This is a genomic window from Pelomonas cellulosilytica (assembly GCF_021353265.1).
GTDB lineage: Bacteria > Pseudomonadota > Gammaproteobacteria > Burkholderiales > Burkholderiaceae_C > Pelomonas > Pelomonas cellulosilytica.
In genome coordinates this window covers 471,414-491,519 of the sequence record NZ_JAJTWU010000003.1, presented here as the reverse complement: position 1 = coordinate 491,519, position 20,106 = coordinate 471,414, and the positions used below count along the sequence as shown (strand labels likewise).

General features: G+C 67.7%; 17 protein-coding genes and 1 tRNA gene. 10 read left to right on the top strand and 8 right to left on the bottom strand.

The annotated features are described in order from the left end of the window. Positions 1 to 6: 6 nt before the first annotated feature. Entirely contained in the window at positions 7 to 990 is a 984-nt protein-coding gene (locus LXT13_RS09655; RefSeq protein ID WP_233371714.1) for a diacylglycerol/lipid kinase family protein, read from the bottom strand. Between the two features lie 163 nt (positions 991 to 1,153). Between LXT13_RS09655 and LXT13_RS09650 the strand changes: the two genes are divergently transcribed. Beyond that, entirely contained in the window at positions 1,154 to 1,390 is a 237-nt protein-coding gene (locus LXT13_RS09650; RefSeq protein WP_233371713.1) for a hypothetical protein, read from the top strand. A 267-nt stretch (positions 1,391 to 1,657) separates the two neighbouring features. Here the strand turns inward: LXT13_RS09650 and LXT13_RS09645 are convergent, their stop codons facing one another. From LXT13_RS09645 to LXT13_RS09630, 4 genes are all read right to left on the bottom strand, one after another. Then, positions 1,658 to 2,305: a hypothetical protein gene (locus LXT13_RS09645; RefSeq protein ID WP_233371712.1), complete on the bottom strand. Its 648-nt coding sequence runs from the start codon at positions 2,303 to 2,305 to the stop codon at positions 1,658 to 1,660. Between the two features lie 8 nt (positions 2,306 to 2,313). Then, on the bottom strand, positions 2,314 to 2,514 hold the full coding sequence (locus LXT13_RS09640; protein WP_233371711.1) for a hypothetical protein: 201 nt from the start codon (positions 2,512 to 2,514) through the stop codon (positions 2,314 to 2,316). A gap of 71 nt (positions 2,515 to 2,585) precedes the next feature. Further along, positions 2,586 to 3,647, bottom strand: coding sequence for a HAMP domain-containing sensor histidine kinase (locus LXT13_RS09635; RefSeq protein WP_233371710.1), 1,062 nt, complete (start codon positions 3,645 to 3,647; stop codon positions 2,586 to 2,588). 2 nt (positions 3,648 to 3,649) lie between these two features. After that, entirely contained in the window at positions 3,650 to 4,354 is a 705-nt protein-coding gene (locus LXT13_RS09630) for a response regulator transcription factor (protein ID WP_233371709.1), read from the bottom strand. A 124-nt stretch (positions 4,355 to 4,478) separates the two neighbouring features. On the opposite strand from LXT13_RS09630, the gene LXT13_RS09625 reads away from it, so the two are divergent. The 3 genes from LXT13_RS09625 to LXT13_RS09615 are packed head-to-tail and all read left to right on the top strand — an operon-like array spanning position 4,479 to position 10,179. Further along, the gene (locus LXT13_RS09625; RefSeq protein WP_233371708.1) at positions 4,479 to 5,939 is read left to right on the top strand and encodes an efflux transporter outer membrane subunit; all 1,461 of its coding nucleotides are present in this window, start codon (positions 4,479 to 4,481) and stop codon (positions 5,937 to 5,939) included. Then, the gene (locus tag LXT13_RS09620) at positions 5,936 to 7,054 is read left to right on the top strand and encodes an efflux RND transporter periplasmic adaptor subunit (protein WP_233371707.1); all 1,119 of its coding nucleotides are present in this window, start codon (positions 5,936 to 5,938) and stop codon (positions 7,052 to 7,054) included. The genes LXT13_RS09625 and LXT13_RS09620 overlap by 4 nt, the downstream gene beginning before the upstream one ends. Positions 7,055 to 7,065: 11 nt before the next feature. Then, on the top strand, positions 7,066 to 10,179 hold the full coding sequence (locus LXT13_RS09615; RefSeq protein ID WP_233371706.1) for an efflux RND transporter permease subunit: 3,114 nt from the start codon (positions 7,066 to 7,068) through the stop codon (positions 10,177 to 10,179). Positions 10,180 to 11,053: 874 nt separating this feature from the next. Here the strand turns inward: LXT13_RS09615 and LXT13_RS09610 are convergent. Both LXT13_RS09610 and LXT13_RS09605 read right to left on the bottom strand, forming a co-directional pair. After that, positions 11,054 to 11,143 (bottom strand) — tRNA-Ser (locus LXT13_RS09610). A 15-nt stretch (positions 11,144 to 11,158) separates the two neighbouring features. Next, positions 11,159 to 11,983 carry a symmetrical bis(5'-nucleosyl)-tetraphosphatase gene (locus tag LXT13_RS09605; RefSeq protein ID WP_233371705.1) on the bottom strand — a complete coding sequence of 275 codons (825 nt, stop codon included), beginning with the start codon at positions 11,981 to 11,983 and terminating at the stop codon, positions 11,159 to 11,161. Positions 11,984 to 12,201: 218 nt separating this feature from the next. Here LXT13_RS09605 and LXT13_RS09600 point away from each other — a divergent pair, with 218 nt between their 5' ends. The 4 genes from LXT13_RS09600 to LXT13_RS09585 all read left to right on the top strand — a co-directional run bounded on the left by LXT13_RS09600 (position 12,202) and on the right by LXT13_RS09585 (position 16,602). Then, positions 12,202 to 13,188 (top strand): PEP-CTERM sorting domain-containing protein, encoded by a 987-nt coding sequence (locus LXT13_RS09600; RefSeq protein WP_233371704.1) that lies wholly within the window; start codon positions 12,202 to 12,204, stop codon positions 13,186 to 13,188. A 69-nt stretch (positions 13,189 to 13,257) separates the two neighbouring features. Next, on the top strand, positions 13,258 to 14,475 hold the full coding sequence (locus LXT13_RS09595) for a glycosyltransferase (protein WP_233371703.1): 1,218 nt from the start codon (positions 13,258 to 13,260) through the stop codon (positions 14,473 to 14,475). 85 nt (positions 14,476 to 14,560) lie between these two features. After that, on the top strand, positions 14,561 to 15,868 hold the full coding sequence (locus tag LXT13_RS09590) for a hemolysin family protein (protein ID WP_233371702.1): 1,308 nt from the start codon (positions 14,561 to 14,563) through the stop codon (positions 15,866 to 15,868). Next, positions 15,865 to 16,602, top strand: a complete 738-nt coding sequence (locus LXT13_RS09585) for a SapC family protein (RefSeq protein ID WP_233371701.1) — start codon at positions 15,865 to 15,867, stop codon at positions 16,600 to 16,602. Before LXT13_RS09590 ends, LXT13_RS09585 begins: the two co-directional genes overlap by 4 nt. Before the next feature lie 35 nt (positions 16,603 to 16,637). On the opposite strand, the gene LXT13_RS09580 is transcribed toward LXT13_RS09585, so the two are convergent. Further along, entirely contained in the window at positions 16,638 to 17,345 is a 708-nt protein-coding gene (locus LXT13_RS09580) for an aspartyl/asparaginyl beta-hydroxylase domain-containing protein (RefSeq protein ID WP_233371700.1), read from the bottom strand. Positions 17,346 to 17,506: 161 nt separating this feature from the next. Between LXT13_RS09580 and hmgA the strand changes: the two genes are divergently transcribed. Together hmgA and fahA are read left to right on the top strand one after the other, a co-directional pair. Further along, positions 17,507 to 18,790: a homogentisate 1,2-dioxygenase gene (gene hmgA, locus LXT13_RS09575; protein ID WP_233371699.1), complete on the top strand. Its 1,284-nt coding sequence runs from the start codon at positions 17,507 to 17,509 to the stop codon at positions 18,788 to 18,790. Next, positions 18,787 to 20,016: a fumarylacetoacetase gene (gene fahA / locus LXT13_RS09570; protein ID WP_233371698.1), complete on the top strand. Its 1,230-nt coding sequence runs from the start codon at positions 18,787 to 18,789 to the stop codon at positions 20,014 to 20,016. Before hmgA ends, fahA begins: the two co-directional genes overlap by 4 nt. Positions 20,017 to 20,106 lie beyond the last annotated feature (90 nt).

Below are 20,106 nucleotides of genomic sequence, written 5' to 3'. Positions count from 1 at the left end.
GTGTCGTCATGCCGCGTCGGCCTCCATATCACCCGCTGCGGCAGCCTGCACCTCGCGGCGCTCTGGTGCCATGCCGGTCGGCCGGATCAGCATCAGCGGCTGCGGCGCCACAGCAAAGCGCAGCGGTAGCGGCATCCACAGCACCTCGCCGTCCGTCGCGACCTTGAGGCGCCGGGCGCCGAAGGCGCGTGCGGTCACCGTCAGGCGTTCGAACGCGAAGCTCTGCACCTGGTCGGCCTCGCCCAGCTGACCGAAGGCACCGCGAGCCAGTAGCGCGAGCAACGACCAGCGCCCGACCGGGCGCAGCATGACGCCTGCGAGTTGACCGTCGTCGATCGCCCGGGCCTGCGGCAAGCCGACCTGTTCCATCTGCAGTGCGTTGTTGCCGACGAACAGTGTGGGCGTGCGCACCTGCTGCAGGGCGCCGGCGAGCTCGATGGACAGCCGCAAGCTGCGATGGCCGCGCAGGAGGGTCTTCAGGCCGGCGAATAGCGCCACGAGGCGGCTGCGGCCGAACTGCTGCTTCCAGGCCTCGCGGTCCTCCAGCAGTTGCGGATACAGGCCCAGGCTGGCGTTGACGAGGAAGACCCGCTCATTCAGCAGGCCCACATGGACGGGGACCGGCTGCTCTTGCAGCAACACCCGCAACGCGCCGTCCAGGTCCGCTGGGATGCCGTGTGTGCGTCCGAAGTAGTTGAACGTGCCGCGCGGCAGCACGCCGAAGGTGCAGCCGCTGCCCAGCACCGCCTGTGCAACGGCGTTGATCGTGCCGTCACCCCCGGCGGCCACGACGATGCCTTGCGTGTCCCGGGCTCGTCGCACCGCGTCGCCTGCCTTGGCGGCGAGATCCCGCGGATGGTTCACAGGCAACAGTTCGCAGCGCCGACCAGCCGCCGCGCAGGCGGCTTCGACGGCCGGGCCGAGTTCATCGCGGTCACTGTGGCCGGACGCTCGATTGAACACGACGAAGAGGGGCGGTGAGATAGGCATGGGGTGGTCAGGAGCTGCGCGCCTAGGGCAATCCGCGTGCCAGACCTTGGCGGCGAACGCTGTGAGAGTCGAGCGGAAGAGGCGGATAAGTGAGGCACTCAGCGGGTTTCAAACAGATCCGGCCGGTCGTCAACGCTAACGTGGGCGTCACGGGATTTGCCGCGTGGCCGCACGCGTTCGTGCCCCAACCGGTGGCTTCGCCGACCTCCGCGAGCCACCACTGCGCAAGCCGCCGATCGCGGAGGTGACCGTGCGAAATGATCAGCCATGGCCTTGGCTGAGTTTCGTCAACGTCCACAAGCAAAACGCCGCAGCGGTTGAATGCGGCGGCGTCTTGATAGATGGATTGACGTTTGTCGATCTTCGCGGAGGTTTGGAGATCTGTGACGTGAATGATTGACTGCAACGGGGCTGCGGGAACTGATTGCCCTTCGCGCTCGCCTTGCCGCACTTCTAGTCTATTTCGTCGGCTCGTCCGCGTCGGCATTGAACGGTCACATTGCACGTCGTCGTTAGGTCATGATCCTGGTTGCACTTGGTCAACCGCAAGGCCGTCAGGCCTCAGAACGATCTGGGCATCGTTTTGAGGAGGTGGGGCGGGCATAAGGCGTGTTTTGGCCCATGGGTACTTCCTGCTGCTCAGGCCTTCCAGCACTCGAGCCACCCCCTACTGGCACACCTTGATGCCATGCGGCCCCGTGCCATGAGTGTTCTGAATGGCCGACTGAGCGTTCACCATTTTTCCCATGCGACGGCGGATCTCACCGTTCGGCAGGCGCTCGACCTTGACGCACAACTCGGGGTCGAGCCCCATCGCAATGCGCTCCTCAAAGGTCGGCTTGGGCGTATTGCTGCGTGGATCGGTGGTTGCGGGGTTGGACAGCGAGCCGAGCATGACTTCCCGGCTCGGTTTCAAGGTCAACGCACCCGGCGCGGAAGCTGAGTTGCCCGGTGTTCCGGCCAAAGGTCCGCTTTGGCCGATTGCCCCCGTCGAAGAAGTTGCCTCGCTAACCGACGGAGCAACAGCCTCAACGCCAGGCTCGACGGGTGGGATGACCACCGGCGTTTGAACAGGAGGCGTGCGTACGCGCGCCCGCGTCGCCGCCACCTGCTCGTCCGCGGGTCGGACCCGTGCCTGGCGATCGGGGACGAAGCGGATCGGAATCGACACGCTAGCCTTGCCGTGAGGCCGCGCCGGCTGCTTGAGGTGCCACAGCACCCAGAGCAGCAGCAGATGCGTCCCGAGCACGGCAGTCGCGGCCAGCACGCGCCGGCGGGGCCACCGCGGCCCCGCCGGCCCGGTGGCAAATGCCATAACCCTGATCACTTGTCCTGCCTCAAGGTGGCGAGATCAAGATTGTTGCGGGAGGACAGCGCCGGTGGCGGTGGCGCGAGCACGGGCAGGAGGCAGGCAAACAGCGCCCAGCCCAAGCACAGGCAGAGCAGGATGCGCAGGAATATGCAGGCACTGAGCAGGAGCCAAGCCCGCCAGAAGGCATGGGGCGGGTGGGTGGGCTTGGACATGGCGCTTCGTTGGAACGGCTGGCGAAGCGTCGATGCTAGGAAGGGGGCGCGTTAGCTGGGTTATGCCAGGGTTAGATTGGGTAAAGATGTGACCGAGGCAATGCCAGCAGCATCGTTAGGCCGCCGCCCGGCCTGGGTTCGGCATGGATGCGCCCTCCGTGCAGCGCTATGGCGCGCTTGGCAATCGCCAGCCCGAGGCCGACGCCTTGCACGTTCTCCGACCCCGCCACGCGGGCGAAAGGCTCGAAGATGGTGTCCAGCAACTCCGCCGGCACGCCTGAGCCCTGGTCCGCCACCGTGCAGATCAACTCGTCCCTTTCGACATCCACCTGCGCGGTAATGACCACCTCGCCCAGCACTTTGTTGAACTTGATGGCATTGCGTATGACGTTCTCGTAAGCGCGGTAGAGCAGCTCGCCATGCACCAAGGCCACGAACTCGCCTGGGGCCTCGATGCGCACCGACTGCCGCCGCGCCTGCGCTTCGAACTGCGCATCGTCGGCAATTGCGTGCAGCAGCTCGATGACGTCGACGCGACTGGCCGGCGGCACGGCTGCGCCGGCCTCCAGGCGGTGCCAGGTCAGCAGTTCCTCGATGAGGCCGTCCAGGCGCTGGCTTTCGCGCTCGATGCGGTCGAGCATCGACTCGAAGCTGGCTGGGTCCTGCTTCAGCAAACCGATGGCGACCTGCAGCCGTGCCAGCGGCGAACGCAGCTCGTGCGAGATGTCATGCAACAGCTGCTGCCGCGATTCGGTCAGCTGTTGCAACTGCCGTGCCATGCGGTCGAAGTCGCCGGCGAGGTCGACAATCTCGTCATTGCGCCGCCCCATGCGGTCCTGCACTCGCGTGTGCAGATGGCCTTCGGCGACCTGGTGCAGGGCCCAGCTGAGGTGGCGGATGGGGCGCGACAGATACCAAGCCAGGCCCAGGCTGGTCAGCAGCATGGTGCACAGGCCGGCCGCCAACGGTACCAGCGGGATCACGCCGAACAGCATGCCCTCGGCGGCGGGAGGCGGCTTGCGGCCCGTCAAGTGGAAATAGGTCGTCAAGACGACCAGCGTCAGCATCATGCCGACCCATTGCGAGAGGAAGAATTTCCAGAACAGGCGGCCGGCCCGGCGCGCTGCCGCCATGGTCAGTCCTTCAGCAGCTGATAGCCGCGACCGCGCACGCTCTGTATCCAAGACTGCCCGTCGTCGCGCAGGCCGAGCTTCTGGCGGATGCTGCTGATGTGCACGTCGATTCGGCGGTCAAAGCGCGCCAGTGGCTGGCCGAAGGCCTGCACGGAGATGTCCTGTTTGCTGACGAGCTGGCCAGCGTGCCGAGTCAGCACTTCCAGCAGCGAGAACTCGGTGCCGGTCAGCTCCAGCGGCTGACCCTGCCAGGTGGCGCGGCGGCTGCCTGGCGATAGTGTCAACGGCCCGGCCTGCAGCAGCTTGGACGCCTCGCGTGGTGCGGCCGAGGCGATCGGCTCACGCCCCTCCGTGCGGCGCAGGATGGCGCGGATGCGCGCCACCAGTTCGCCCGGCGTGCAGGGCTTGGGCACATAGTCGTCGGCGCCCATGTCCAGGCCGACGATTCGGTCGATGTTGTCGCCGCGAGCGGTCAGCATCAGCACGGGCACCTGGCTGCGGGCGCGGATGCGGCGCAGCGCCTCTATGCCCGACAGCCGCGGCATCATGATGTCCAGGATGATGATGCTGTAGGGCTGGCTCAAGGCCTCGGCCGCACCGGCTTCGCCGTCGTGCACGGCATACGCCTCGAAACCCTCGCGCGCCAAGTACTGCGACAGCATGGCGGTGAGGTCGACGTCGTCGTCAACGAGCAGGACCTTGTTCATTGCCAGAAAGTATCCGGCCCGGCCTGGCGACATGCCACTTGCGGGCAGGCGGTTTTACCCACCTTAACCCAGCCGGGGGGCGTTTAACCGGCGGCCTTCCTAGCATGAGGACTGCAGGATCGCCATGCTCAAACCATCTACCTTCCGCTCCCTGATCGCCGTGAGCGCCGCACTGGCAGCGCTGGCCGGTTGCGCCGTCGGGCCCACCTATTCCGGCCCGGCCCAGTTGCTCACGACGGCCTGGCGGTCCCCACTGCCGCACGGCGGGCAGGGAGGGGCACTGCATGACTGGTGGGCCCAGTTCAACGACCCGGCGCTGACCCGGCTGGTTGACTGGGCCGAGGCGGACAGCCCGTCGCTGAGCCAGGCCTGGGTCCGCATTGAGCAGGCACGGGCCGCGCTGACCAGCACGAACGCAGGCGCGTTGCCCACTGTCAACGCCTCTGGAAGTGCTGCACGCAGCCGGCAGCAGGCCGGCAGCCAGGCGGCCACCACGACGGTGAAGAGTGCCGGCCTGGATGCATCCTGGGAGATCGACCTGTTCGGTCGCGTGCGCCGGAATGCCGAGGCGGCCAGCGCCCGCGTTGAGGCACGCGAGGCGGACTGGCACGATGCCAGGGTGTCTCTGGCCGCCGAGGTGGCAGACACCTATGTGCGATATCGCGCCTGCGGCCTGCTGGCCGAAGTCTATGAGCGCGAGCTGACATCGGTCAGCGCGACGGAGGCCACCACCGCGTCCATGGTCAAGGCGGGCTTCACCGCGCCGGCCGAAGGGGCGCTGGCACGCGCCAGCCTCTCGAGTGCGCGATCCACCGCGGTGCGCCAGCGTGCCGACTGCGCGCTCTTGCTGAAGTCCCTGGTCTATCTGACTGGCCAGGACGAGCCTGCGTTGCTGTCCGCCATGACGGGCAGCCGAGATCTGCCGCAGCCCGCGGCTCTGAACGTGGACAGCGTGCCGGCCAACGTGCTGCGACAGCGACCTGACCTTGCTTCGCTGGAGCGCGAACTCGCCGCCAGCAGCGCGGAGATCGGCGCAGCACGGGCAGACCTCTATCCCAGCCTGTCACTTGGCGGCTCGATCAGCCGCAACACGGTTTCGGGTACCAGCTACACGGCGTGGTCGTTTGGACCGCAGTTGTCGCTGCCAATCTTCGACGGCGGCCGGGGCCGCACCGCCGTCGACAGCGCCAAAGCCAGCTACGCCGGCGCGCTGGCCGGCTACCGCCAAGGCGTGCGAGCTGCCGTGCGCGAAGTCGAGGAAGCCCTGGTCAATCTCGACAGCACATGCCAGCTTGCCACTGAAGCCCAACGCTCGACCGAGGAGTACCGGCGCTACTTCAACGCCACAGAGGCCAATTGGCGGGCGGGCACGGCAAGTTTGCTGCCCCTCGAAGAGGCGCGTCGCTCGGCGCTGTCAGCCGAGGTGCAGGACCTGACCTTGAGACAAAGCCAGGTCAGCTACTGGATCGCCCTCTACAAGGCCCTGGGAGGCGGCTGGACGGCTGGTTCCCCCATCACGCGCCCGTTCGATGCCGCTGCTGCCGGCCTTAACACCTCGAAGAATCCCCAAGGAGCAACGCCTTGAACCGGCCCTGCCTGCGCGCCATCGGCGCTGCCACCCTTTCCCTGTTGCTTTTGTCGGCATGCAAGCCCAAGCAGGACGGCCCCGATGGCCCGGCCAGCGCAGCCACCGCGCCCAGCGTGCTGACGGTGGAAGTCGTGTCTCCCACCAGCCAGTCATGGCCACAAACCGTGCAGGCCAACGGCGCGCTGGCAGCTTGGCAGGAAGTCGTCGTAAGCCCCGAAACCGGCGGACTGCGCATCGCCGAGCTGCTGGTGGACGTGGGTGCGCGCGTAAAGCGTGGCCAGTTGCTGGCTCGCCTGGCCGACGAGAGCTTGCAGAACGACCTAAGCAAGCAGCAGGCGCTGGTGGCGCAAGCCCAGGCCAGCCTGGACCAGGCGGTCTCCAACGTGCAGCGCGCCAAGCAGGTCGAGAGCGCGGGCGGCCTGTCGGCCCAAGCCATCGAGCAGTACCGCATCACCGAGGCCACGTCGCGCGCCAGCCTGGCGTCTGCCAAGGCGGACCTGGCCGCCACACAGCTGAAGCTGCGCCAGTCGCGCATCACCGCCCCGGATGACGGCCTGGTGTCGTCTCGCACGGGCGTGCTGGGCAACGTCGTCAACGCCGGCACCGAGCTGTTCCGGCTGGTGCGGCAGAGCCGCGTCGAATGGCGGGCCGAGGTCGACGCTCGCCAGCTCGCCGTCATCAAGGAAGGCCAGCGCGCCAACGTGTCACTCCCCACCGGTCAGACCGTGGAAGGCCGGGTACGCCTGGTCGGGCCGGTGCTCAGCACCAACACGGGCCGGGCCCTGGTCTACGTCGGCTTGCCGACCGACAGCGTCGCGCGCGTTGGCATGTTTGCCGATGGCGTATTCGAGCTGCCGGTCAGGCCGGCACTGACGCTGCCGCAGAGTGCCCTGGTCGCGCGCGACGGTCGCGACTACGCCTATCTGGTGGATGCCAACGGCAAGGTTCGCAGCGTCGTCGTGACCGTGGGCCGGCGCCAGCAGCAGCGCGTTGAGGTGCTTGCTGGCGTGCCGGCCAATGCACTTGTCGTCGCAAGCGGTGGTGCGTTCCTCTCGGATGGCGCCCGGGTGACGGTGGTGGCTGCTTCGGCAGCCTCGGCTGTTTCGCGCTGATGGGGGACGGTATGAATGTCTCCGCCTGGTCCATCCGTAACCCCGTCCCGTCCATCCTGCTGTTCATCCTGTTGACGGTCATCGGCCTGATCGGCTTCGGCAAGTTGCAGGTCCAGGACTTCCCGGACATGGACCTGCCGACCATCCGCATCAACGCCGCGCTGGAAGGCGCCGCGCCGTCGCAACTGGAGACCGAGGTCGCGCGCAAGATCGAGGACAAGCTGGCCTCGCTTTCCAAGCTGGATCATGTGACGACGACCATCACCGATGGCGCCGTCAGCATGAGCGTCAGCTTCGACATCGACAAGAACGCCGAGGAAGCGCTCAACGAGGTGCGCAACGCCGTCGACAGTGCTAAGTCTGAACTGCCTGTCAGCATGGCCTCGCCGACGGTGTCCAAGTTGACGGCTGCTGGCTCCGCCCTGCTGACCTACACCATCGAGTCCAGCCAGCTCGACGAGCGGGACCTGTCCTGGTTCGTCGACAACGACGTGGCCAAGGCCATGCTGGCGGTCAAGGGCGTCGCGTCGGTCGCGCGCGTGGGCGGCGTGGACCGCGAGGTGCACGTGGAGCTGCAGCCCACGCTGATGGCCGGCCTGGGCGTAACGCCGTCGGACGTGTCGGCGCGGCTCAAGGCCGTGCAGAAGGAGAGCTCCGGTGGCCAGGGCGAACTCGGCGGCCAGCGGCAGTCGGTGCGCACCCTCGCCACGGTCGGGCGGCCCGAAGAGGTTGCCGCCATCGCTGTGCCGCTGGCTGACGGCCGCTATGTGCGCCTGGACCAGATCGGCCGCGTCAGCGACGGCCATGCCGAACGCTCCACCATCGCTTTGCGCGACGGCAAGCGGGTCATCGGCTTCCAACTCACGCGCTCGCGCGGCTTCTCCGACACCGGCGTGGCCAGTGACGTGCGCGCCGCCGTCAAGGCCTTCGCCGTGGCCCATCCCAACGTCAATATCGAGGAGGCGTCCAACACCGTCGAGCCCATCGAGGAGAACTACCGCGGCTCCATGCACCTGCTCATCGAGGGCGCGGTGCTGGCAGTCATCGTCGTCTGGTGGTTCCTGCGCGACTGGCGCGCCACGCTGGTGTCGGCGGCGGCCTTGCCGCTGTCAATCGCGCCGGCCTTCCTGGCCATGTGGCTGCTGGGCTATTCGCTCAACACGGTGACGCTGCTGTCCTTGTCGCTGGTGGTGGGCGTGCTGGTGGACGATGCCATCGTCGAGATCGAAAACATCGAGCGCCACTTGCTGATGGGCAAGACGCCCTTGCAGGCCGCCATGGAGGCGGCCGACGAGATTGGCCTAGCCGTCATCGCGACAACCTTCACGCTGGTTGCCGTGTTCCTGCCGACCGCCTTCATGGGCGGAATACCGGGCAAGTTCTTCCGGCAGTTCGGCGTGACAGCTTCGGTGGCCGTGCTGGCTTCGCTACTGGTGGCGCGGCTGCTGACGCCCATGATGGCGGCCTATCTGCTCAAGCCCACGACGCCCGGCCATCACGAGATCTCCACCGATGGCCCGCTGATGACGCGCTACCTGGGCTGGGCGCGTACCTCTCTTGGCCGCCGCAAGACCACAGTGGCACTGGCGGCGCTGTTCCTCGTCGTGGCTGTGTCAGTCACGCCTTTCATCCCCACCGCCTTCCTGCCGGCCCAGGACAAGGCGCAGAGCAGCGTCAGTCTGAAGCTAGCGCCCGGCACGACACTGGATGTGACCGCTGCCGCCGCTAGTCGTGCCGCCGAGCTGCTCAAGCAGCTGCCTGAGGTGCATAGCGTCTTCGTCTCTGCGGGCACCGCTTCGACCGGCGTCGGCATGGGCGGCGCCAGCGCGGCCGACCTGACCAGCGCGACGCTGACGGTGGACCTGGTCGCCCGCGGCGACCGCGACGTCAAGCAGTCCCAGGTCGAGGCCAGGATGCGCAGCTTGCTGCGGACCTTACCCGGCGCGCGCATCTCGGTAGGCGGCGGCGGCAGTGGCGAGTCCCTGCAGCTGACGTTGGCAAGCGACGACCCGCAGGCGCTCATGCTGGCCGCTGCGCGGGCCGAGACACAGCTGCGCACGCTCAAAGGCATCGGCAACGTCACCTCGAGCGCCGCGCTGCAGCGGCCCGAGATACAGATCCGCCCCGACAGCGCCAAGGCCGCGGCCTTGGGCGTCACCTCCGAGGCGCTGGCCGATGCGGTGCGCTTCGCGACGTATGGCGACTATTCGCAGGCTCTGCCCAAGCTGAACCTGCCACAGCGCCAGATCGCCATTCGCGTGCGCCTTGACGAACGCGTGCGCCAGGACCTGGACGCCATCGGGCAACTGCGCGTGCCGGGCACGAACGGCTCGGTCGGCCTGGCCTCGGTGGCAGACCTCGCGATGGGAAGCGGCCCGTCGCAGATCGACCGCATCGACCGCTCGCGCAATGTCACGCTCAGCGTGGAGCTGAACGGCCGCGCCATCGGCGAAGTGCAGCGCGAGGCGATGGCGCTGCCCGCGCTGCGCACCCTGCCCACTGGCGTGCGCTACGTCGACCAGGGCGAACTGCAGCGCATGTCGGAGCTGTTCACCAGCTTCGGCGTCGCCATGGCGATCGGCATCTTCTGTATCTATGCTGTGCTGGTGCTGCTCTTCCACGATTTCCTGCAGCCGGCCACGATACTGTGCGCATTGCCGCTGGCCCTGGGCGGCGCGCTGCTGGCGTTGTGGATGACCAGTCAGGCCTTCTCCATGCCAGTGGTCATCGGTGTGCTGATGCTGATGGGCATCGTGACCAAGAACTCCATCCTGCTGGTGGAGTACGCCATCGTCGCTCGGCGCGAGCATGGCATGGAGCGGCTGGAAGCCATCATCGATGCCTGCCACAAGCGCGCCCGCCCCATCGTCATGACCACGATCGCGATGGGCGCCGGCATGCTGCCCAACGCGCTGGGGGTGGGCGCGGAGCCGAGCTTCCGCCAGCCCATGGCCATCGTCGTCATCGGCGGGCTGCTGACGTCGACGGTTCTGAGCCTGCTGGTCGTGCCGGTCGTCTTCACCTATGTTGACGACGTGCTGGTGTGGTTTCGCATGCGCATGCGGAGGGTGAAGCCACTGACACCTTCACCACACCGACGCGTTGGGAACGGCCGGTATGGGTGAGCATTCGCATGGAGTCTCTAGCGTGGACCTTAGCGCTATCTCCTGGGCCTGACCTCTCTAGCGCTTCTCACGAATCATTCAGTCGCCACCAACGTGCTGTAGGTCCATGAGTGCATCTTGACGCCCAGCTTTGCGTTTTCGTGCACGACAGTCAAGGCGCAACCACTGTGGTGAGAGCCGAAGTCGTAGGTCACGACCTGGCCGGGCTCTAGTCGGAGCGCCGACTGTGCAGGTGAGCTGCTGCCTTCGCGGGAGGGCGGCCACTGTGTCAGTTGCCCAGCTTTCCACAGGTATTTCCCCCTGGCTCGACATCTACCCATAGTGAGGCGCCGGGGGTGCGTTGAACGGCGACCCCGTCCCCTCTTTCCGCGCGGATTCGACCGCGCAAAAGCCAGCAGCATGCGCAATGCAACTTGCCAGCAATGCGGCTCCGCTGAGCAATCGCAGTAACGGCGGGAAATGCTCGGGGCAAGCCATCAACACTGCGTGCTTGTCGTTGGGTGGTGTCAGCGGCAGGTGTCGAGGCTGCGCCCGTCGCGGACGTGTGCCACCTGCCGTTGAACAGCTCGGCCCTCTCGCGGGCGAAGTCCTGTTCGTACTTGACTCGAAGGACCTCGACTCTTGGCGGTTGCCCAGCCTGCACCTGCCGAGACCGATTCCGAAGCCCCCGCGGTCCCCATAGGCGGCGTGGAGGTCCAGCGGGACGAAGGTACAGGTTGCCGGTGCCCGGTCCTTCGCGGCCGACGGCACCCGAGAGGCTTTGCACTGTTTGTCTTCATGCGTTGAAGACGGTCAAAGCGTCACAGTCGACTGTCGCAGTTTGCGGCGGTAAGCCGTTGTCCGGCCTGGTTTTCTTCTTGGTCGTTTACCTGGATGGCGGAAGCTGTGAGATTCGAACTCACGGGCCGTTTGACCGGCCGACGGTTTTCAAGACCGTTGGGTTAAACCACTCCCCCAAGCTTCCCGAAGATTGGGCATTCTACGAGCCCGGCTTCTGCGCCTGCTCGCATTCCACCTGAATGATCTCGCGGTCCGTGCCGTCGACGCGCGCGGCCGTCAACCTTCCGCCCCAAATGCAGCCTGTGTCGAGGCCCAGCAGCGTCGGCCGGTCCAGCAGGCCGAGCGTGGACCAGTGACCGAACGCGATGGGCGTGTCGGCCGTGCGGCGACCCGGCACCTCGAACCACGGTAGGTAGCCGGCGGGCGCGGCGCCGACACCTTCCTTGGTCTTGAAGTCGATCTTGCCGTCCGCCGTGCACAAGCGCAGCCGCGTCAGCGTGTTGACGGTGAACCGCAGCCTGTCGTTGCCGACGAGGTGCGGCGACCAGCGGGCCGGCTCATTGCCGTACATCACATGCAGGAAGCTCGCGAGGTCGGGCCCGCGGAGCACGGCTTCTACTTCGGCGGCCAGCGCGAGCGTGTCGTCGCGGCTCCAGGCCGGCACGACGCCGGCGTGCACCATCAGCCAGCCCTGATCGAAGACGGCCAGGCGCTGCTGGCGCAGCCAGTCGAGCAGGGCGTCCCGGTCGGGGGCAGCGAGGATGGGCGCGACCGTATCGTTGCGGTGTGCCGGGCGCACGCCGTGGGCGACCGCCAGCAGGTGGAGGTCGTGGTTGCCGAGGAGGCAGGTCGCAGCACCGCCCAGCGCCTGCAGCCGGCGCAGCGTTGCCAGCGAGGCCGGGCCGCGGTTGACGAGGTCGCCCAGCAGCCACAGCCGGTCGCGCGAGGGCGAGAAGTCGATCCGGGTCAACAGACGCTCGAATGCGTCGCAGCAGCCCTGGAGGTCGCCGATGAGGTAGTTCATCGCGCGGCATGCTACGGGAGCGGGACTCGTGCCCTGAGTCGCTCTGCGTTCTAGGGATGTCGGCTTTCTTGACAGAAGCGTGACGTTTTTGGAGAAGTGATTGGCAAGTCGTTGTCCCCGAAGAGAAATTACCGCTGGCTTGGAAATTGCACCCGATCGGTGCCCGCGCCGGACTGCCCGGCCCGGATCTGCCCCAATCTGGTTTCTGGAGCTTTTTCATGTACGACGACATCCCCGCTCCCCGCGCCAGGCTGCTGAGCCTGCTCGTGGCCGCGGCCTGCGGCGGCCTGTGTGCCACCGCGTCTGCCGATCCCACCATCACGCTGACGGCCACCTATGCGCTCAATGGCAATGCGCCGGCCGACGCCATCCCCGAGGGATCGACGACGCCGCTGCCCGGGGGCGGTGCCGATTTCTACTTCTCCAAGGATGAAGCGGGCTCCGGCGTGTTCTTCCACACCTATGGGGACACCAATGGCTCCTCGTACTTCGGTGCACGCGCTTCGGGCCAGGGTCTGGACTTCTATGCCCGCACGAGTGCCCTTTACAGCGGCTCCTACACGAACACGACGGGCAGCGTCCAACTGCTGAACTTCTCCTTCAATGTGGACAGCGGCAACGTCGGCTTGTCCGGCGACGGCACCGGCTCGGCCAATACGCGGCTGCAGATCCGCCGCAATGGCTCGGTCGTCAGCCAGGGCGACACGACGATCGTCCAGACCACCTCCGGCGTCACCTGCTCGGAGTCCGACATCGGCGTGCTGGGCAACTGGGCCAATTGCGCGTCGGCCACCGACAGCAGTGTTTACGGCGCCGGCGGCCCGTTCACGGTCAACATGGGCCTGGTGGGTATCGGTGAAACGATCCTGATCGACTACGACATCGTGTCCATCGTCAGCGGCCGTGGCAACGTCCATACCTGCGGTGGTGGCTATGGCGGCTATGGTGGCTACGAGGGCTATGGCGGTTACGGCGGTGATGGTGGCAATGGCAACCCGCTGCCCACCTACGAGTGCGCCGACTTCAGCGCCATCGCCCGTTCCGGCGACCCGTTCGACGGTGGCACGCCGGTCAACACGGCCGACTTCCTGGTGACCGCAACGGCGGTGGACCTGCCGGAGCCGGGCAGCCTTGGGCTGCTGGCGGCGGCCGGCGGCGGCTGGTGGCTGAGCCGACGCCGACGAAACGGCGGTTCGGCGGGTTGATCCAGCCCCATCCCTGAGAAGCGGCACCTGCGGGTGCCGCTTTGCTTCCCACCCCTAGACTCGCGCGCCATGGCTCGCTACGCATTCATCTGGGAACTCGGCGGCGCTTACGGCCACCTGGGGCGCATGATTCCCGTCGCCCGGGAGCTGCAGCGGCGCGGCCATGAGGTCGTCTTCATCATCCGCGAGCTGGTGGAGGCTGAGCGGCTGCTCGGCCCGCATGGCTTCAAGTGGTACCAGGCGCCGTTATGGATCGGCCGTGTCATGAAGCTGCCAGACCCGCTGAGCCTCGCCGAGCTGCTGATGGGTTTCGGCTTCCTGGACGTGCCGGCGCTGCTGAGCATCTGCCGCGCCTGGCGCAACCTGCTGACCGCCCTGAGCGTGGATGCGCTCGTCTTCGACTACGCGCCCACTGCGGTGCTCGCCAGCCGTGGCCTGGGCCTGCCGCAGCTCAACCTCGCGAACGGCTTCCAGGTGCCGCCGGACACGACGCCCCTGCCGCCGTTGCGCTGGTGGCAGAAGGACAAGGCGCCTGCCGCGCGCCTGATGGACTCCGAGAAGCAGGTGCTGCACGTGGCCAATCAGGTGCTGTACGAGCTGGGCGCACCGCCCGTGGCCGGCATGCGCGACATCCTGTCCGGCAGCATCGACGTCTTCGCGACGCTGCCCGAGTTGGACCACTATCCCCATCGAAACGGCGGCGATTTCGTCGGCCCGATGTTTGCGCTTGGCCGCGGCGAGGAGGTGCGCTGGCCGGCGCGGGGCGCGCTGAAGATCTTTGCCTACCTGAAGCCGGACTACGGCGGCCTGGAGGCGCTGTTGACCGTGCTGCGCCAGCTGGACGCGAGCGTGCTGGTGCACATCCCGGGCGTCTCCAAGCGGCTGGTGGAGACGTTCTCCAGCGACAACCTGGCCATCTCGCGCCAGCCCCTGGACATCGAGCAGGTGCGCCGCAGCTGCGACGTGGCCGTGCTGCACGCGGGCATCAGCACCGTCGCGGCCATGCTGCTGGCGGGGCGGCCGGTGCTGCTGTTCCCGCAGCAGCTGGAGCAGACGATGTTCGCCCGCGGCGTCGAGGCGCTGGGCCTGGCGGTCAGCATCCCGGAGGCGGCGTCTGGCCAGTTCCAGCGCCTCGTCAAGCGGGCGCTGGCCGACCCGTCGTTAAAGCAGAACGCCGAGCGTTTCGCTGAGAAGTACGCCGGCTACGACCAGCACGCCACCATCCGCGTCGTGGCCGATCGGTGCGAGACCCTGCTGGCGCCGCAGCCACGCTTCGGGAATCCGTGATGGGCGCCGTCATGCCCATCTGCTAGTCTCCCGGGCTTCGTTTTCAACCCCCGCGCCACCGCAGTCTGCCGGCCCGGCGCCCTAGATGGACACCGCTCTCGTTCTCTTCCTCATTCTGATCAACGGCCTGTTCGCAATGTCGGAGATGGCCCTGACCGCAAGCCGCAAGGCGCGGCTACAGGTAATGGTGGAAAGCGGCGAGGGCGGCGCGCAGGCCGCGATGGACCTGCACGACAACCCCACCAAGTTCCTGTCCACGGTGCAGATCGGCATCACCGGCATCGGCGTGCTGAACGGCATCGTCGGTGACGCTGCGTTCTCGGGCCCGCTGTCGAAGTGGCTGACCGAGACCTTCCATTTGAACCCGCATGCCACGGACATCGCTGCCACGGCGCTGGTGGTCGTCATCATCACGCTGCTGACCATCGTCTTCGGCGAGCTGGTGCCCAAGCGCGTCGGCCAGATCTACCCCGAGACGGTGGCGCGACTGGTGGCGCCGTCGATGAACTTCATCTCCATCGCGGCACGGCCGCTTGTGAAGGCGCTGAGCTTCATGACCGAGGCGACGCTGGGCCTGCTGGGCCTTCGCAACAAGGGCTCGCGCGGCGTGACGGAAGAAGAGATCGCCGCGAGCCTGGAGGAAGGCCTGGACGCTGGCGTCATCGAGCAGCACGAGCACCAGATGGTGCGCAACGTGTTCCGCCTGGACGAGCGCCAGATCGGCTCGATGATGATCCCGCGCGCCGAGATCGCCTGGCTGGATGCCGACGCGACGCCCGCCCAGGTGCTGGCCGTGCTGCGCGAGCATGGGTTCAGCCGCTATCCGGTCTGCCGCGGCGGCCTGAACGATGTACTGGGCGTGGCCAACGCGCCGACGTTGCTGGCGCGCATGCTCGAAGGCCAGCCGCTGGACCTGACCGTGGGCCTGGAGGCGCCGCTGTTCGTGCCCGAGACGCTGTCGGGCATGGAGCTGCTGGAACATTTCCGCGTGTCGGATGCGCCGCTGGTCTTCGTCGTCGACGAGTACGGCGAGGTGCAGGGCGTCATCGCCGTGCGCGACGTGCTGGAAGCCATCGCCGGGGAGTTCAATGCCCCGAGCGACGGCGATGCCTGGGCGGTGCAGCGCGAGGACGGGAGCTGGCTGATCGACGGCCTGATCCCCGTGCCCGAGCTGAAGGACCGCCTGGGCCTGAAGGAACTGCCCGAGGAGGATCGTGGGCGCTACAACACCCTGGCCGGCATGATCATGCTGCTGCTGGGGCGCTTGCCGCGCACGACCGACGTGGTGGAGTGGGACGTTTGGAGATTCGAGGTCGTCGACCTCGATGGCAAGCGTGTGGATAAAGTGCTGGTCAGTCGGCTGGCCGAGGAACCTGAAGAGAGAAACACATGAGCAACCCCCCGATGTACGGCGAACTGCAGCCGCTGGACCGTGAAGTCCACAAGAACCTGAAGCTGGACGTCAACAAGGCCGTCGTCGGCCAGGTGGCGGACCAGAACTCGGTCTTCCTGACCGCGGTCGAGTTCGGTGATGCCTGCAAGGAATATCCCGTCGTCTTCGTGCGCGCCGGCCAGCCGGGCCCCGACGGCAAGGCGCCCATCGCGCCGCTGGCCGTGCTGGGCCTGAAGCCGGGCTCCAACCTGTTCGTCGACGGCGACAAGTGGACCGGCAACTACGTGCCGGCCTACATCCGCCGCTACCCCTTCGCGATGGCCCGCATCGACGGCAGCCGCGAAGACAGCCTGGCCGTCTGCTACGACGCCAAGTGGAGCGGCTTCAACGACGCCAGCGGCGAGGCGCTGTTCAAGGACGGCGAGCCGACCGAGTTCCTGCTGAACGCGCGCACCTTCCTCGAGAACTTCGAGCAGGAGTCCGAGCGCACGCGGCTGATCTGCAACCTGCTCGTCGAGCTGGACCTGCTGCAGGACATGCGCTTCGAGGCCACGCTGCCCGGCGGCGAGAAGATCGACGTCGAAGGCTTCCTCGCTCTGGACGAGAAGAAGTACGCCGAGCTGGCCGATGACAAGGTGCTGCAACTGCACCGCAACGGCCTCACGGCGCTGATCGAGATGCACCGCCTCTCGATGAGCAACATGAACCGCCTCGCGTCGCGCTACGCCGCCTGAGCGGCTCGCGGGCCGGCCCGAGGGGCCGGCCCGCGTCACGCCAGCAGGTCGCCGCCATGGCGGTCGGCCTTCTGGACCACTTTCTTGCCGTACAGCGGCGCCGCCAGACCCCACAGCACGAAGTGGTTGACGAGCCGCGGCAGCAGCGGCAGCGGGCGGGGTACGTCGACGATCAGCACGACGCGCGGCTCGCTGGCCTCGTTGATGACCTCGTGCGGCCAGGAGTCGTCGAACAGCACGCCTTCGCCTTCCTTCCATTCGTAGCGCTGCCCGGCCACGCGGATGATGGGTGGGTTGCGGCGCGGCACGCGCACGCCGAGGTGATAGCGCAGATAGCCCAAGTAGGGGCCGTCGTGCGCCGGGATGGACTTGCCCGGGTCCAGCACGGAGAAGAACGCCTGCAGTACGCCAGGCACCTCGGCCAGCGCCGCGCAGGTGGCCGGGCAGAGTGCGCGGTTGGTCCCGGGACGGTGCCCCAGCAGCTCCAGCATGAACACCTTCCAATCCCCCGGGGTCGTCGCGGAGATGGCCGTGGCGGGTCGGTTCACGTCGTGGTAGCGCGGCATGTCGACCCGCTCGGCCAGCAGCGCATCGCACTCGGCGCGGATCAGCGCATAAGCGCGCTCCAGCGCGCGCAGCGACGGGTAGACGACGTCGATGTCGAAGAACACCGGCCGCTGCTGCTGGCCGGCGTAGCGCAGCAGCAGGTGATTCACGGCGCGTTTGGGAGAGTGGTAGTCCACGGCGGTGTGGGATGGAGGTGACGAGCAGCCCAAACGCGGCAATCGGCGTGCCGTGGCCGGCTGCGTCAACACCTGCAAGCCCCCGGCCGAAGTACCGCCGCCGCGCGCTAAATTGCCGGGTTCACCGCTTCGGGTCGAGCCGCGATGGCTGACCGGACACCATGACCGTTTTGACTTACCTGACCGGCTTTGGCAATCAACACAGCAGCGAGGCCGAGCCGGGCGCGCTGCCCATCGGCCGCAACAGCCCGCAGCGGGCGCCGCTGGGCCTGTATGCCGAACTGCTGTCCGGCAGCGCCTTCACGGCGCCGCGGGCCGACAACCGTCGCACCTGGATGTACCGCCGCCGGCCCGCCGTCGTCGTGGGCCGTTATGCGCCGTTGCCGCACGGCGGCTGGAAGAGCGGCGCCGCCGAGGGCGAGGCCGCGCCGCCCGAGCCGCTGCGCTGGGCCCCGCTGCCGGTGGACGGCGGCGGCGATTTCATCGACGGCCTGCGCAGCTACGCCGTCAATGGCGAGCCTGGCGTGCAAGGCATGGGCGCGCTGGCCTATGTCGCCACCCGCGCGATGGGCCGCCGCGCGCTCGTCAATGCCGATGCGGAGATGCTGATCGTGCCCCAGCAAGGGCGGCTGCTCGTGACGACCGAGCTGGGCCGGCTGGAGGTGGCGCCTGGCTTCATCGTGCTGCTGCCGCGCGGCATGGCGTTCAAGGTCGACCCGCTGGACGCGCTGGCGCGCGGCTATGTCTGCGAGAACTGCGGCGCCGCCTTCCGGCTGCCGGAGCTGGGGCCCATCGGCTCCAACGGCCTGGCCAACCCACGCGACTTCGAGGCGCCGGTCGCCTGGCATGAGCCGGAAGCCGGCGGGTACGAAATCGTCAAGCGCTTCGGCGGACGGCTGTGGCGCGCCACGCAAGAACACAGCCCCTTCAACGTCGTCGCTTGGCACGGGAATCTGGCGCCGTATCGCTGGGATACGGCGCGCTTCATGACGATCAACACGGTCAGCTTCGACCACCCCGACCCGAGCATCTTCACGGTGCTGACCAGCCCTAGCGACACGCCCGGCTGGGCCAACGTGGACTTCGTCATCTTCCCGCCGCGCTGGATGGTGGCCGAGGACACGTTCCGACCGCCCTGGTACCACCGCAACGTGATGAGCGAGTTCATGGGCCTGGTGACGGGCCAGTACGACGCGAAGCCCGGGGGCTTCAAGCCGGGCGGCGCCAGCCTGCACAACAGCTACGTGCCGCATGGCCCCGACAGCGAGGCCTTCGGCCAGGCCAGCAATGCCGAGCTGAAGCCCCACAAGCTCGACGCGACGCTGGCCTTCATGTTCGAGACGCGCTGGCCGCTCAAGCCCACGCCATGGGCATTGCGCGAGGCGCCGCTGGAGGCCAGTTATGCCGACTGCTGGCAAGACCTGAAGGACCAGTTCCAGCCATGATTGACCACACGCACGACCCCGCGGCCCTGTCCTGGGTGGCCGCCGCCAACGACCCCGCCACTGACTTCCCGCTGCAGAACCTGCCGTTCTGCCGCTTCCGCGAGCGCGGCAGCCTCGCACCCTGGCGCATCGGTGTCGGCATCGGCGATCGCATCCTGGACCTCGCCGGCTGGGGCATCGACGACCTCAACGCACTGATGGGCCGGCCGCGTGCCGAACGCGTGGCGTTGCGCCACCGGCTGTTCGACGCGCTGAAGGCCGGCGCGCCGGAGATCCCGTTGCTGCTCCAGGCGCAGGCCGAGTTTGCGCTGCCGTGCCGCATTGGCGATTACACCGACTTCTACACCGGCATCCACCACGCCCGCGCCGTGGGGCGGCTGTTTCGCCCCGACAACCCGTTGCTGCCCAACTATCAGTGGGTGCCCATCGGTTACCACGGGCGCAGCTCGTCCATCGTGGTCAGCGGCACGCCCATCCGCCGGCCGCGCGGCCAGGTCAAGCCACCGGATGCCGACGGGCCGGTCTTCCAGCCCAGCGCGCGCATCGACTGCGAGTTGGAGCTGGGCCTGTTCGTCGGCCCCGGCAATGCGCTGGGCCAGCCGTTCTCCATCGACGAGGCCGACGACCATGCGTTCGGCCTGACGCTGCTCAACGACTGGTCGGCCCGCGACATCCAGCCCTGGGAGTACCAGCCGCTGGGCCCGTTCCTCGCGAAGAACTTCGGCACGACGATCTCGCCGTGGATCGTCACGATGGAGGCGCTGGAGCCGTTCCGCCTGCCGTTCACGCGGCCGCCGGAAGACCCGCAGCCGTTGCCCTACCTGGACTCGCCGACCCATCGCGCCGGCGCGGCTTACGACATCGCGCTGGAAGTGTGGCTGCAGACCACCGCGATGGCGGCGCCGACCCGCCTCTCGCGCTCCAACCTGCGACATGCGTACTGGTCGCTGGCGCAGATGCTGACGCACCACGCTAGCAACGGCTGCAACCTGCAGCCGGGCGACCTGCTGGGCACCGGCACCATCAGCGGCCCGGCGCCGGAAGAGGCCGGATCGCTGCTGGAACTGACGGCCGGCGGCAGGCAGCCGGTCACGTTGGCGAACGGCGAGCAGCGCACCTTCCTGCGCGACGGTGACCAGCTTGGCTTGCGGGCGTTTGCCGAGAAGCCAGGCTTCCGGCGCCTTGGCTTCGGTCCCTGCGACGGCGTCATCACCGCGGCGGTCTGACGTGCTCACGCGGTGGTCAGCAGGCGCCTAAACCGGGGCGTGCTGGGCCGTTTCCGTGCGGCCGGAGGCCTGTTTGGCGCTCCACTGGTG